Here is a 13,328-nt window from a genome sequence, read left to right as displayed (position 1 = left end):
ATGAAAAGGCGATAACAGCAGGGATGAAAGAAATTTTATTTTGTTTTACTTAATTGTTGCTAGAAAATAAAAGTTTTAGGCCAAGTACGCCAAAAACCGTTCCTTTTACATATTTTAATGTGTGCTGAAAGATACGGCTTTTTTTGACTTTTTTCCCAAGGCCAGAAGCAAATAGCGCAATAAGTGAAAAGATGATGAGCGTTTCGGCGATAAAGATGATACCAAACAAAATCATCTGCAAACTTACATGTCCAAGAGACGAATTAACAAACTGCGGTAAGAACGTGATGAAGAAAATAGCTACTTTTGGATTGGTTAAGTTGCTAACAAATCCTTTTCTAAAGTGATGGTGCTGCTGAACGTTTTCTGTTAATTCCAATGGACCGCTTTTTTCGCGAAACGATTGGTATGCTAAAAACAGCAGGTACAGAACCCCTACAACCTTTAGAATCGTAAAGGCTATAACTGATTTTTGAAAGATAATAGATAGCCCCACTGCGGCTAAAAGAGTATGTACAAAGGTTCCCGTAATAGATCCCAATACGGTTTTGATGCCTGCTTTGACGCCTGAAGCAATACTTTGTGTCATTACAAAAATCATGTCTTGTCCTGGTATTAAGACAATGATAAGTGACACGGCTATGTAAGGTATAAGCCAAGAAAATGTCATGATGATTCCCTCCCAACAGAATTTTAACCATTTCGACAAAAAGTTCTCAAGAGTGTGTGCTAATGAATTAATAGATTAATGGAGTAAAGTTAAGAAGGCATAAAAGCATAAAAAGAGGTTATTTCTCCTAATAAAAATCAATAAAAGATGTAGGAAAAAAATAGGTGGTGTTGTATAATAATTCGATATACTTAATTTTTATAGAAAGAGGGTAAAATTTATGAAGTACTGTTTAGCACAGCCAGAGGACGCTGCTATAGTTCACGATCTTATGCTGCAAGCCTTCTCCGTCTATCGCGATTCTGTCCCACCGTCCAGTGCTCTTGATGAAACGATAGAATCTATTATGCAATCGTTAAAGCACGGAAAAGAAGCTGTCATTTTATACGTCGAAAATAAGCCGGTAGCGATGGCGCGTTTTACGCTAGAAGAAACGAGCTTATATTTTTACCGCCTGTCTGTTATTCCTACTTTTCAAGGAAAAGGAATGGCTAAACAGCTTATTCAATGGTTAGAAACATACGCCAAAGAGTGTGGCAAGGAAAGTTTATCATGCAAGGTGCGAATGAGTGTTTCTCGTAATATAGCTTTGTATGAATCAATCGGCTTTTACATAGAGGAAAAAGAAATCGTACATAGAGACGGAGTGGATATTCCCGTAGTAAATATGAAAAAAGAGATTCTAAAAGGAGTAATGGCATGAATAAATCAACTCTTCCTTTACCGCCTCCTGTCTTTCTTTTAATCGGTGTAGTAGCCGTTTCTTTTTCTTCTATTTTAATTAAATGGTCGGAGGCGCCTGCTTCTATTTTAGGAATGTATAGACTGCTGTTTACGGTCCTTTTATTTTTACCGTTTTTACCATGGAGGGAAATGAAAATTCTTTTTAAAAACAGCACGTTAAAAGAATGGCTAATGCTAGCTGTATCAGGCGTGTTTTTAGGGCTTCACTTTCTGTTTTGGATGGAGTCTTTTTCACATACAACAGTTGCTAGCGCTATGATTTTGACTGCGCTTGAGCCGGTTTTCGTAGTGATAGGAGCTTATTTTTTATTTAAAGAAAAAACAAGCAAAGTAGGAATCATCAGCATTTTAATTGCTGTTAGCGGCTCAGTGATTATCGCATCGGGAGATATCGGAGTATCCAAAACCGCTCTTTACGGAGACTTACTTTCTGTCTTAGGTACAGTAGCTGTTTCTGTTCATATGCTGGCGGGGCAAGAATTATGCAGGAAAATGCCTTCAATCATCTATAGCTTCGCCGTTTTTTTAATCGGTGGCCTGGTTCTATTTGTCTACAATATTTGTATTTGTACAAACGTATCGCTGATTCAATATGACATAAAAGATTGGTGGATCTTTTTGCTTTTAGCACTTATTCCTAACATTTTTGGTCATGCCTTATTTAACTGGCTGTTAAAGTACGTAGATGCTACAACGATTTCAATGGCTATTTTGGGCGAGCCAATTGGTGCCATCATTCTCGCTTATTTCTTGCTTGGAGAAATGACAACTGTTTCTCAGTTAGTGGGAGGAATGATTGTGATGATTAGTGTGATGATCTTCTTAAAGTACAAAGCAGCAGAGCTAGAAAAAGTCACGGCTCTTCAAGAAAAGTCCAATATCAGCTAATTGGATAGGCAAGCAGCACCGAGTATGATACAGTTTATTTATCATTATTTACCATATTTACCATTTGGTGAAGAGACTTTTATTAAACTATATAAAGCGGGTGTAAATATGCTGAAAAAACTAACGGATTACGTTTATTACTTTCCTCATTCTGAAGAAACGGATCGGCCGGTGCTCGGGCTTATCTGCGGGGAGAAGTATAGTTTCATCGTAGATGCCGGGAATTCTCCTGCGCATGCATCATCATTTTTAGAAGAAGTGGAAAAAATGGGCGTCCCTCCAATCAAAGGAGTAGCTATTACGCATTGGCACTGGGATCATACATTTGGCATTCAAGCAATGAATAAGTATACAATCAGCCATCATTTAACAAAGAAAAAGCTGGCCTATTTAAAGACACTGCGATGGGACGATGATTCCTTGGATAAACGCGTCCAGGAGGGGGAGGAAATTGAATTTTGCCGGGATATGATCAAGAAAGAAATGCCGAGTCGAGAGGCGTTAATTTTACAGGAGCCAGACGTAACGTTTCATCATCATATGGAAGTTGACCTAGGTGGAATCACTTGTTGTATTCAGCATATTGGAGGAGTACACGCGCAGGACTCGTCTATTGTCTACATACCCCAAGAAAAAGTCCTGTTTTTAGGTGATTGTCTATGTCCAGATTTTTATAGCGGTGACTGGAGTTATGATAAAGAAGACTTTGAGCGGATTCAGAGAGAGCTTAAAAAATATGATGCGCAGTATTATCTCTCATCTCATTTTGACCCTGAAACTCCTGAGGAACTTTGGCGAGATTTAAACCAATTGAGTGCGATTGGAGAAATTGTAGGAAATGAAGTCGATTTAGAAAAAGCATGTTTTCAGTTTGAATGTGAAACGTATAAAAAGCCGACAAATGAGCAGAAAGAGAGAATACAGTATTTTGTTAATGGAAATATCAAACGCAAAAGCAGAGAACTGTTTTGATAGTTTATACATAATTATAAATAAGCCCGACTGTTCATACTATGTTATGAGGAGCCGGGCTTATTCAATTGGTTGTGCAGTGATATAAGCTTTAAGTTATGATAGTAAAATAAATAACTTGACGAAATAAAGTTATAAAAATATAATAAGTTACATAAAGTAAGTTGATTAAAAAATGATATATTCAAAAGGAGAAATAATCATGAATTTTCACCGTGCACCTCATGTATTTGTTGGGAAAGTAAATTTAAAAGTAGAAAATTTAGAGCGCTCACTTGCTTTTTATCAGCAAATAATCGGGTTTAAACTTTTAGGGAGAAAAGAGAACAAAGCTCTGTTAACAGCTGATGGACGCACCGCGCTGTTATCGATTGAACAGCCGGAAAACGTTACAGCAAAACAGCCTCGTACAACAGGCTTATATCATTTTGCTCTATTGTTGCCGACTCGTTCTGATTTAGGAAGTATACTGCAGCATTTGTTAAATAGCGGTTATCCGCTTCAAGGGGCGTCTGATCATCTAGTGAGCGAAGCGCTGTACTTGGCAGATCCAGATGGAAACGGCATAGAGATTTATCGAGATCGTCCGTCAAGTACATGGGAATGGAATGACAGTGAAGTAGTAATGGCTACAAAACCTTTAGATGCAGAAGCGATATTAGCTGAAGGAAACGGTAAACCATGGACAGGATTACCTTCAGCTACCTTAATGGGACATATTCATCTTCACGTTTCTGAATTAGGACAAACGGAAAACTTTTATCGAAATGGATTAGGTTTTGAGGTTGTGAGCAATTACCATAATCAAGCATTATTTATTTCAACTGGGCGCTATCATCATCACATCGGACTAAACGTTTGGAATGGAATTGGAGCGCCTAGTCCTCTTGAAAGCAGCGTTGGTTTAGAGTCATTTACACTTGTTTTTCCAGTTGAAGAAGCAAGGGAGCAGGCAATAAATCAGCTTCGTGAAATTGGAGCAGCTGTGTCTAAAGAAAACCAAGATTTCATCACAAAAGATCCATCAGGCAATATAATTAGATTAGTCCTTTAAAATAAAAGCTGCCGTAATTGGCAGCTTTTATTTATCGCAATGTTCGTCAAAATAGGAAAGAAATGTACACGTTTTTCTCAAATAGTAAGATGATAATGGCGAAAACGGTGTTATTTTCAGGGAAATAAACGAAGAGTCTTACGTTTAAAAAAGTTTGTAAATAAGCGGGCGTGGGAATAAAATACATATCAAGCATCATTTCTTATCGTTATTGAACCTTTATATAAAGTCTTTTCATATAAAACCTTGAAGGAAGGGAGCGGAAACCTGTGAGATATAAAGTGAAACATTGGCTTAGATTAACTTCAGACGAGCGCTATCTTGTATTGTTTGCTACTGCTGCTTTGCAAAAAGAAAAGCGATAAAAGAGTTGTTAATAGTAAGGAAAGTAGCTTTATATGCTAACGAAAAGGTAATAAAAGGCCTGAAAATAATATATTATTTTCAGGCCTTTTATTGTTTTTAAACCTTTTTTAAGTCAACTGTTGAGAGATAGCTTCAGCCGTTTGTTTACCGTTTGTTATACACGCTGCAATGCCTACTCCATAGTAAGAACAGCCGGCTAATGTAATAGCGGGGTGCTTGTCATGCAATTTTTGAGTCAAGCTGCGTACGAGTTCACCGTGTTTAAGGTGATAGGTAGGCATCAATTTATCCCAATTGGTTACGTCGCTTTCAATGGGCTTCTCTTTGATCCCTAAGCTGTTTTCAATGTCCTTTTGTGCCACTGCTAGCAGCTCTGTTTTTGACATCGGCCGCAGGCTGTCAAAGTAGTGACTCGTGCTTTTATAAAATAAGCGAACTAACAAATTCCCTCGCTTAGAGGTGTGAGCCCATTTTTTGCTCGTCCATGTGCAGGCATTGGTGATTAAGTTGCTTGATTGAGAGGCAATAAACCCGGTGCCTTCAGCGGGAAGGTATTCGTCTGGAACGTCATAGCCGATGTACACGCTAATCAGAGAAGAATCTTTTAACTGCTCAAAGTCTTCGTTTAATTCGGGATCGTTCAACAGGTGCTGAGCAGCCGTGTGCGGTGTAGCTAACACCACGTAATCCGCTGAATGGGCTTGCCCCGGCGTACTGATTTGGTAACGTTCACCGTTCCGTTTTATGCTGGTGGTTGGCGTATCTTTTAAGATCGTTACATCAGAAAGCTCTTCTTCTAAGCGGTGAATAATCGTTGATAAACCTTGTTTAAACGAAATGAATTTTTTATTTCCTGCCGTTTTAAATTTTTTTTCATTGGTTCCCATTCCTTTGATGATGCTGCCGTACGTGTTTTTATAGTCGAGCAGATACGGGAGAGTCGAAGAAATCGTGAGTTTGTCTAAATCGCCAGAGTAGACGCCCGATAAAATAGGTGCAATTTGCTTTTCTACTAGCTCTTCTCCTAAAAAATGTTTTAAAAAGAGTCCAATTGAGCTGTCTTTCGTAAACGTTGTATTTTTAGTAATTAAGTCTTTTAAAGCTGTAATTTTAGCTTTTGAAGAAATCAGCTCGCTTTTAAAAAGAGATTCTACGCTTGTTGGAATACCGAACATGGTATCTTCAGGAATTGGAAGCAGCTCATTAGCAGAGTAAATAAACGATTTGCCCGTTTCGTTATAGACTAAATCGTTTGTTAAGTACAGCTCTTCTAGCAGGGGCATAACATTTTCTTTTCGAGCTACAATAGAATCCGCCCCTGTTTCCATGATAAATTCCCCAGCTTCACGCGTATTGATTTTCCCTCCTAAATGGGCATGTTTCTCTAGTAATAATAATTTAAGCGGGAGATTACGTTCTCGTTTTAGTTTCTGCAAATAGTACAGAGTGGTTAAGCCCGTAATTCCTCCTCCAATAACAGCGACCGTTTTCAAAATATTCACTCCTACATTTTCAGCAATTAGTCTGTAATATACGAAAATCATACCACTATGACTAGGAAAAGTGTAATGAATTGATTGTGAACATAGTGTGTGCAAACACGAAAAGAAATATTGAAACTATACGATTAGATATTTTGAAATTACATAAAATAAAAGCTCATACACGTAGAGAAAATGACTGAGACGCAGCAGTGAAGAAAGGAGGAAGCATCATGCTCGGCGGTTTTATGGAAACGCTGAAAAAAGACTGGCTCGCTTTAGTATTAATAAGTGTTCTTATATGTGGTATTACCTTAAACGTACGAGCCGAAGAGAAGAGCGGACGAAGCGGATACATCGAACCAAAGCTAGTTTTTCCTGTGATCAGTGATGTTCATATTAAGGAAACAGGAACGCTTGATTTGCGTACTTTTCAACATGCATTAACGCAATTAAATGAGCAGGCACCGAAACAAGATGCATTTGTAGTAGTAGGAGATTTGGCTGATACCGGCGCGTTAAAAGAATACGACCGCTTTTTTTCTATTTATAATCAAAATAAACAGCCGCAGGCCGTATCTCTTTTTACAATTGGTAATCATGAATACCGGGACAGCGTAACTAATCAGCAAGCGCAGCAGCGTTTTTTATCTAGAACCAAAATGAAAGCTCTTTATTTTCATCAAGTGATAAAAGGGTATCATTTTATCATGCTTGGAACAGAAAGCCGTCTGACCGCCGGTGATTATTCAATCAAACAAATTAACTGGCTTGGAGAACAGCTGAAGATAGCAAAGCGAGACGATCCTAAAAAACCGATTTTTGTCTTTATTCATCAGCCTATTAACAATACACTGTACGGGAAAAACAGATGGGGGATAGAAGTGAATGAACAGCTTCTTTACAATACGTTAAAAGCTTATCCGCAAGTCATTACATTTTCTGGTCATACCCACCATCCGTTGGACGATCCTCGTACTATTTTTCAAAGAGATTTTACATCTCTTGCAACGTCTTCTGTTCGGTATATATGGCCTGGTGCTGGATATTTACAAGGTGAACTTCCTCCTGGATACCGAGATGTGAGTCAAGGTCTTCTTGTAGAGGTTTATAATCGAAAAGTAGTAGTTAAAAGGCGAGATTTTCACGCAAATAAGTGGACAGGAGAAGCGTGGAAAATTGACATACCTGCAGATTCAAAAAAATTTCACTACACGAATGAACGAGATTTAGTAAAACCGATTTTTCTTCCAAGCTCTACTATTTCTGTTATACAAGAAAAAGCTTCATCGAATCAGCTTTATATCCAGTTTACGCAAGCGGTGGATAATCTGATGGTTCATTCTTATCGCATTACCGTCAAAAATAAAGAAACTGGAGAAGTGGTCAAAACATATAATGCATTTTCTCAATATTACAGCGATCCTGTTCCGGATGTTCTAAGTCTCCCGTTATCAGGTTTGCAGCCTCATACTGCGTATCAAATAGAAGTAGCGGCAGTGGATGCGTTTGACAATCAAAGCGACCAAAAATTAATCATTGAAGGCTCTACTAAATAGCTAAAAGAATCCTGATTTTTATTGATTCTTTTAACTTTTTTTCATCTGTTTTTAATGTTATTTTCATTAGATTTTTAAGTGGAGTTGCTACACTGAAACTGTATTTAAAGTAATAATATGTAATTTTCATGAAAGTATCAAAATCAAAAGGAGTTTGTATGAAAGGATCTTTTGTACGTTTTTTAGTAGTAGGGCTGGTCAATACAGGAGTAGGTCTCTCCATTATGTATGTGCTGCTTCATATCTTTCATCATTACTGGGCAGCAACGTTTGTGGGCAACGCAACGGGGGCAGTCGTTAGCTACGTATTAAATCGAATATTTACGTTTAAAAGCGGAGTTCATTTATCTAAAAGCATACTGCGTTTTATTTTGGTTATTGGCGTTTGCTACGGTTTATCTTACTATATTGGACTGCAGTTTTCCAGCTGGTTATTGCACCAACTTCCTGCTGCTGTGCGTCCGTTCAAAAAAGACGTCGGTATATTGATTGGAACAGGTCTGTATACGCTTTTAAATTATACGGGTCAAAAATACTTTGTATTTAATGCAAAAAAAGAAGCAGCCGTCATACACGAGTAGCTTCTAGTAATTATGAAATGGAAATAGGTGTTAACAGATGAAGAAAGAAACAGCTATGAATAAAGAAAAAACATTGCTTATTATCGCTTTCCTTTTGCTGCTTGCGTATGTATCCCCTATGTTTTTGCTTGGGGAAAATTCACATATACGCGTGCACGATAATTTAGACTCAAATATTACGTGGTATAAAGTTCTGCATCGAAGCGGAGAGCTGTTTGGCTCCAGTCATGCCGTATTACCTCAAATTATTAACGGATTGCCGAGGAATACGTTTGGAACAGAATTTAGCGGTATTCAGTGGCTGTATGGTTTATTCCCGACCATGCTTGCATACAGCCTGAGTCAAACGATCACGCGCGTATTTGCTTTAATTGGAATGTACTTATTATTAAAAAAGCATTTTATCAAAAGCAAGGATGCTTATGCGATTCGAGTGCTTGTATCACTTGCTTTTGCACTTACTCCTTTTTGGCCTTCGGGGATGCTGAGTACATTAGGACAGCCGCTGGCGCTGTGGGCGTTTTTAACCATTCGAAACCGCGAAGGAACGTGGAAGGAATGGCTTACTCTTTTATTGCTTCCGTTTTACGCGAGCTTTGTGCTAGGGTTTTTCTTCTTTTTAGCAGCGATGGGGCTGCTATGGCTAAGAGATGCAGTGAAAAAACGAGCGTGGAATATGCCTTTTTTAAGCAGTATTGCAGCGATGACCGCTGTCTTTCTGCTCATTGAATACCGGCTTGTTGATTCTCTTTTGTTTCCGGAGGCCCCGACGAGTCGAAATGAATTTTTAAGCTCTACTCTAAGTTTCGGACATTCCATTCGCCTTACTTTGAAGAACTATACGCTTGGGCATACACATGTAATGACGCTTCATACCTTTGTCATTTTACCGCTTTCTTTTATTGTACTGTGGATTGTCGCTCGCAGTCAGAAAGGAAAGCTTGAAAAAACGTTTTTGCAGTTATTTGTTCTTAATCTACTACTGTCGATTTGGTATGCGTTTTGGTTTTATAAAGGATGGGAGCCGCTAAAAGAAAAATTTCAGCTTTTAAATACGTTTAACTTTGCTAGATTTCATTTTTTACGCCCGCTCATTATTTATTTGATGTTTGCCGTTGGCGGCTATGTTTTATGGAAGCGGGGCAAAGCGTGGAAAAAGTTTGTGTGGGTGTGTTTGGTTTTACAGCTGCTTGTGTTATTTATAGCGAACCCTGAGCTTTATTATCGCTACAATCACGAGCCGTCAGTCAAAGAATTTTATGCTGTCCATCAATTCGATGAAATCAGCAGATATATAGGGAAACCTAAATCATCTTATCGGGTAGCAAGCATTGGGCTTCATCCATCAATTGCTCAGTATAACGGCTTTTATACGCTAGATACGTATAACAACTTCTATCCGTTAACTTATAAACATGAGTTTCGCAAAATCATTGCCAAAGAGCTTGATAAAAATAAAAAGTTAGAAAGCTACTATGATCACTGGGGCAACCGCTGCTATGTGTTTGTTAGCGAGCTAGGGAAAAAATATGATTACCGAAAAGACTCAACGAAAAAAATCCGTCATTTGCAGCTTAATATCAGCCAATTTAAGAAAATGGGCGGTCGCTATATCTTTTCAGCTGTTCCAATCGAAAATGCTGAAAGTGACGGTTTGCACTTTTTAAAAGCATTTAACGATAAACAGTCCGCTTGGAAAGTGTATGTATATGAAGCAAAGTAAGGGGGCAATAACATGAACAGACCTATTTTAACGATTGTTGTTCCATGTTACAACGAAGAAGAAGTATTCACAGAGACATCTTTTCAATTAACTACTGTAATAAAAGAACTGATAAATGAACGTCTTGTATCGAGTGAAAGCACCATTTTATTTGTCGACGATGGAAGCAAAGACAGCACGTGGTCGCTTATTGAAAAAGAAAGCTGCAGCAATTTATTTGTAAAAGGGTTAAAGCTAGCGCGAAATGTAGGACATCAAAATGCTTTGCTCGCAGGACTAGAAGCAGCCCATAAGCAATCTGATTGCGTCATTTCCATTGACGCAGATTTGCAAGATGATATCAGCGTCATTCGTACCTTTGTGGAGAAATATTGGCTCGGGTATGAAGTTGTATATGGTGTTCGAGACAGCAGAGAAACCGATACATTTTTTAAACGAACCACGGCAGTAGGGTTTTACCGTTTTATGAATAAGCTAGGAATTCAGCTCGTTCAAAATCACGCTGATTTTCGTCTCATGAGCAAACGTGCTCTAGGCGAACTCATGAAATATAAAGAAGGAAACGTCTTTTTACGAGGCCTTGTACCATTAGTAGGATTTCGCTCCACGGAAGTCACATATGACCGAAAAGAACGGACGGCGGGCGAATCAAAATATCCGTTAAAGAAAATGCTTGCTTTTGCATTCGATGGGATTACATCTTTTAGCGTAGCGCCGATACGCTTATTGACGCTGCTTGGAGGAGCTTCTTTTCTCTTTAGTATTGCGTTTGGTATTTATGCGCTGATTCAAAAATATTTAGATCATACGCAAATCGGCTGGACGTCTCTTATTTTATCCATTTGGCTTGTAGGCGGCCTGCAGCTAATGGGAATGGGTCTTGTCGGAGAATACATTGGCAAGATTTTTAACGAAGTGAAACAGCGTCCTAAATATGCGATTGAAAGAGATTTATATACAAAACACTCATTAGACAAACAAAAAGATTTGCTTATGCATTAATTTAAGAAGCTTCTCCTAAATGGAGAGGCTTTTTTTTGTTAAAGCGTTTATCATAATTTTTAAGTGAACAGGAAATGCTACTACTAAAATTTCTAAGGAGATCAAAATCTATGAAAAGACTATTTTATACAGTCAGCACTTTTTGTTTTGTCTGGCTTGCTTTTGCAGCCATTCATGTCAGCGCTCTTTCGATTGAGAAGCTTCCAATGAAGAAATCATCTGAACAATGGTCCGTTGAACTGACAAAAGCGAGCATGACGGGAGATAATCAGCTAAAGTGGAAAAATAACGTCTATCATACATATGGATTAACCGTTGAAAACATTGGGAAAGACGTAGAGCGCGTGCAGGTCCAAGCTTTTCGGCACGAAGGAAAAAATAAGGCGAAATACAGCTTGTTTTCTCCTATTGAAAGGTCTAACTTAAGCAAAAGCGGTCAGCGTTTTCGCTATGCGAATTTTGCTGTTCCTGGAAAAGCGGCAAGCTTAGACATCATGATCAACTGGACGGACGAACAAGGTAATCATCAAGAGCATTTTGAATTTAAATAAAAGTCTTCGCCTAGGCGAAGACTTTTATTTTGCAGGAATTTATCCTCGCATGTAGAAAACGAACACGAAAGGAGAGATCGATAATGATTGCAAAAGCTACTGAAGAAGAATTACAGGAAATTCGGACGAAATCTGCTGATGCGCTGTTTGAAGGAACAATGAAGCAGTTTCATCCGTCAGCTGAACGCGTAAATGAACTAGTTGGTAGTGCCTTTGAAAAAGGCTGTTATTATTTAGTTTCAAGACAAGAAAATAAACTCGCAGGCTGGGTTCTTATCGGCCCATCTACCGACTTCTTTTCAAAAGAAGAAATTGGCTTTATCTACGAATTATATGTTGTACCGGAATACCGCGGGCAAGGTTTAGCCAAGCCGTTAATACAAAAAGCAATTGATGAATTGTCTATCAAAGGATACCCTGAAATCAGACTCAGCGTTCATGCTGGGAATTTTGCACAGCATGTGTATCGTGACCTTGGATTTGTAGATAAACAAATATCAATGACCTTACAGGTGGTAAAACGTCCGTAACGTTGGTGAATATCAGCGAGTCCATAAAACATAAGATGTTATACACGCGATGAGGTTTGGCAGTGAAAGTAAAAGTAAATAAGTAGCCCAAACGGCTCCTTTATCTAGTACTTCAACGGCTCCTCCACCTGTATTATCTGAGGAAGGGGGATCTTCAAGCGCGTTCATAACTAAAGCTGCCGCAGCTAAAATAATTCCTCCGATGCTTCCCGTTGTTTTGACAATTGCAATATGGAAAGTAGATGAAAAAGCAATAGTAAGAAGCAGCAGCAAGCTTCCCAAAAAAGCAGATAACATATATCGTTTCATGTGCTCACCATCCTTTATGAAATCATACCATATTTTACTTCTTTTTTCTTTTTATTGAAAAGCTATTGACGTAACCTATAAAACATATTAGAATAGCCAGAAATAATTTAAAAACGAAATATTCTTATCTAGAGAGGTGGAGGGACTGGCCCTTTGAAGCCTCAGCAACCACAATTATTGAATGGTGCTAATTCCAGCATAGCCTAGCTCTGACAGATAAGAAGAGGAATCTTTTTCTATGATGAAATCCTCTTCTTAGGAAGAAACATTTCGTATAGAAAAGGTGAGGACATTGAACAGTAGACAAACAGCGTTAAGCACTGATGATTATTTAGATCTATACTTATTAGCCAAAGAAATAAAAGACGAAACGTGGCAGCAGGAAACTTTAGCTGCGCTAAAAACGCAGCAAAATCGTTCATTTGAAGAAAAACAATCCGCCCTAGTTCAAGAGATATGGGAAGATTTTAAACAGTTAAATGAAGATATTTCTTTTACGTATCGCTTGATTCAAAAAGAGCCAACTAACGAACAATTTCAGACTAAATTAAGGCACTTGAGAGAACGGCGGATCACGCTGAGCCGTGAGTTATATTTAGCTAAAAAACAGTATGTTGAACACACGCAATAAAAAGATCCGCTTGATAAACAAGCGGTTTTTTTGCGTGAAAATGTTAGAATCGTTATATTTCGGGTAGTAAATAGATAAGACAAGCAAAGGAGGGATAACAGTGGCCCAAGGTGTATTATGTGAAGTGAATGAGTGCATGTATTGGAAATCCGGAAATAAATGCAGTGCAGAGTCCATTTACGTTGTGAGTCCTGAAAGTAGTCACCATGTTTCTGAAACGGAAGAACCTGGCTGTAAAACTTTTGAACCCGCGAGATAAATGCTAGT

At 38.4% G+C, this 13,328-nt stretch carries 15 protein-coding genes and 1 riboswitch; of the genes, 12 read left to right on the top strand and 3 right to left on the bottom strand.

The window, feature by feature from the left end; all coding sequences use genetic code 11:
- Positions 1 to 49: 49 nt before the first annotated feature.
- Positions 50 to 670: a LysE family translocator gene (locus LAV82_RS01595; RefSeq protein WP_211077457.1), complete on the bottom strand. Its 621-nt coding sequence runs from the start codon at positions 668 to 670 to the stop codon at positions 50 to 52.
- 220 nt (positions 671 to 890) lie between these two features.
- Here LAV82_RS01595 and LAV82_RS01590 point away from each other — a divergent pair, with 220 nt between their 5' ends.
- The 4 genes from LAV82_RS01590 (at position 891) to LAV82_RS01575 (ending at position 4,328) form a co-directional block, all read left to right on the top strand.
- The gene (locus tag LAV82_RS01590) at positions 891 to 1,373 is read left to right on the top strand and encodes a GNAT family N-acetyltransferase (protein WP_029323892.1); all 483 of its coding nucleotides are present in this window, start codon (positions 891 to 893) and stop codon (positions 1,371 to 1,373) included.
- On the top strand, positions 1,370 to 2,302 hold the full coding sequence (locus LAV82_RS01585) for a DMT family transporter (protein WP_211077458.1): 933 nt from the start codon (positions 1,370 to 1,372) through the stop codon (positions 2,300 to 2,302). The genes LAV82_RS01590 and LAV82_RS01585 overlap by 4 nt, the downstream gene beginning before the upstream one ends.
- Positions 2,303 to 2,326: 24 nt before the next feature.
- On the top strand, positions 2,327 to 3,274 hold the full coding sequence (locus tag LAV82_RS01580; protein WP_499715525.1) for an MBL fold metallo-hydrolase: 948 nt from the start codon (positions 2,327 to 2,329) through the stop codon (positions 3,272 to 3,274).
- 202 nt (positions 3,275 to 3,476) lie between these two features.
- Positions 3,477 to 4,328 carry a VOC family protein gene (locus LAV82_RS01575; protein ID WP_063672540.1) on the top strand — a complete coding sequence of 284 codons (852 nt, stop codon included), beginning with the start codon at positions 3,477 to 3,479 and terminating at the stop codon, positions 4,326 to 4,328.
- A 473-nt stretch (positions 4,329 to 4,801) separates the two neighbouring features.
- Here LAV82_RS01575 and LAV82_RS01570 read toward each other — a convergent pair whose 3' ends face one another.
- Positions 4,802 to 6,187, bottom strand: coding sequence for a protoporphyrinogen oxidase (locus LAV82_RS01570; RefSeq protein ID WP_211077459.1), 1,386 nt, complete (start codon positions 6,185 to 6,187; stop codon positions 4,802 to 4,804).
- A 221-nt stretch (positions 6,188 to 6,408) separates the two neighbouring features.
- Here LAV82_RS01570 and LAV82_RS01565 point away from each other — a divergent pair, with 221 nt between their 5' ends.
- The 6 genes from LAV82_RS01565 to LAV82_RS01540 all read left to right on the top strand — a co-directional run bounded on the left by LAV82_RS01565 (position 6,409) and on the right by LAV82_RS01540 (position 12,121).
- Positions 6,409 to 7,734 (top strand): metallophosphoesterase, encoded by a 1,326-nt coding sequence (locus LAV82_RS01565; RefSeq protein WP_499715523.1) that lies wholly within the window; start codon positions 6,409 to 6,411, stop codon positions 7,732 to 7,734.
- Positions 7,735 to 7,892: 158 nt separating this feature from the next.
- Complete coding sequence (locus LAV82_RS01560) at positions 7,893 to 8,315, top strand: GtrA family protein (RefSeq protein WP_211077461.1); 423 nt, start codon at positions 7,893 to 7,895, stop codon at positions 8,313 to 8,315.
- A 37-nt stretch (positions 8,316 to 8,352) separates the two neighbouring features.
- Positions 8,353 to 10,038 carry a DUF6044 family protein gene (locus tag LAV82_RS01555; RefSeq protein WP_211077462.1) on the top strand — a complete coding sequence of 562 codons (1,686 nt, stop codon included), beginning with the start codon at positions 8,353 to 8,355 and terminating at the stop codon, positions 10,036 to 10,038.
- A gap of 12 nt (positions 10,039 to 10,050) precedes the next feature.
- Positions 10,051 to 11,040: a glycosyltransferase family 2 protein gene (locus LAV82_RS01550; RefSeq protein WP_057273881.1), complete on the top strand. Its 990-nt coding sequence runs from the start codon at positions 10,051 to 10,053 to the stop codon at positions 11,038 to 11,040.
- Positions 11,041 to 11,150: 110 nt separating this feature from the next.
- Positions 11,151 to 11,591, top strand: a complete 441-nt coding sequence (locus tag LAV82_RS01545) for a YozF family protein (RefSeq protein ID WP_013058656.1) — start codon at positions 11,151 to 11,153, stop codon at positions 11,589 to 11,591.
- A gap of 83 nt (positions 11,592 to 11,674) precedes the next feature.
- Entirely contained in the window at positions 11,675 to 12,121 is a 447-nt protein-coding gene (locus LAV82_RS01540) for a GNAT family N-acetyltransferase (RefSeq protein ID WP_013058655.1), read from the top strand.
- 12 nt (positions 12,122 to 12,133) lie between these two features.
- Here the strand turns inward: LAV82_RS01540 and LAV82_RS01535 are convergent, their stop codons facing one another.
- On the bottom strand, positions 12,134 to 12,430 hold the full coding sequence (locus LAV82_RS01535) for a hypothetical protein (RefSeq protein WP_013058654.1): 297 nt from the start codon (positions 12,428 to 12,430) through the stop codon (positions 12,134 to 12,136).
- Positions 12,431 to 12,551: 121 nt separating this feature from the next.
- Positions 12,552 to 12,653, top strand: a riboswitch (SAM riboswitch).
- 69 nt (positions 12,654 to 12,722) lie between these two features.
- Between LAV82_RS01535 and LAV82_RS01530 the strand changes: the two genes are divergently transcribed.
- On the top strand, positions 12,723 to 13,061 hold the full coding sequence (locus LAV82_RS01530; RefSeq protein ID WP_013058653.1) for a hypothetical protein: 339 nt from the start codon (positions 12,723 to 12,725) through the stop codon (positions 13,059 to 13,061).
- A 100-nt stretch (positions 13,062 to 13,161) separates the two neighbouring features.
- Positions 13,162 to 13,320: a DUF1540 domain-containing protein gene (locus tag LAV82_RS01525; RefSeq protein WP_016765258.1), complete on the top strand. Its 159-nt coding sequence runs from the start codon at positions 13,162 to 13,164 to the stop codon at positions 13,318 to 13,320.
- The last annotated feature ends 8 nt before the right edge of the window (positions 13,321 to 13,328 follow it).

Origin of the sequence: Bacillus sp. ILBB4 (assembly GCF_035064545.1) — a bacterium.
Classification (GTDB): Bacteria; Bacillota; Bacilli; order Bacillales; family Bacillaceae_H; genus Priestia.
The sequence above is the reverse complement of the archived record's forward strand: the minus strand, read 5'-3'. Positions and strand labels throughout refer to the sequence as shown.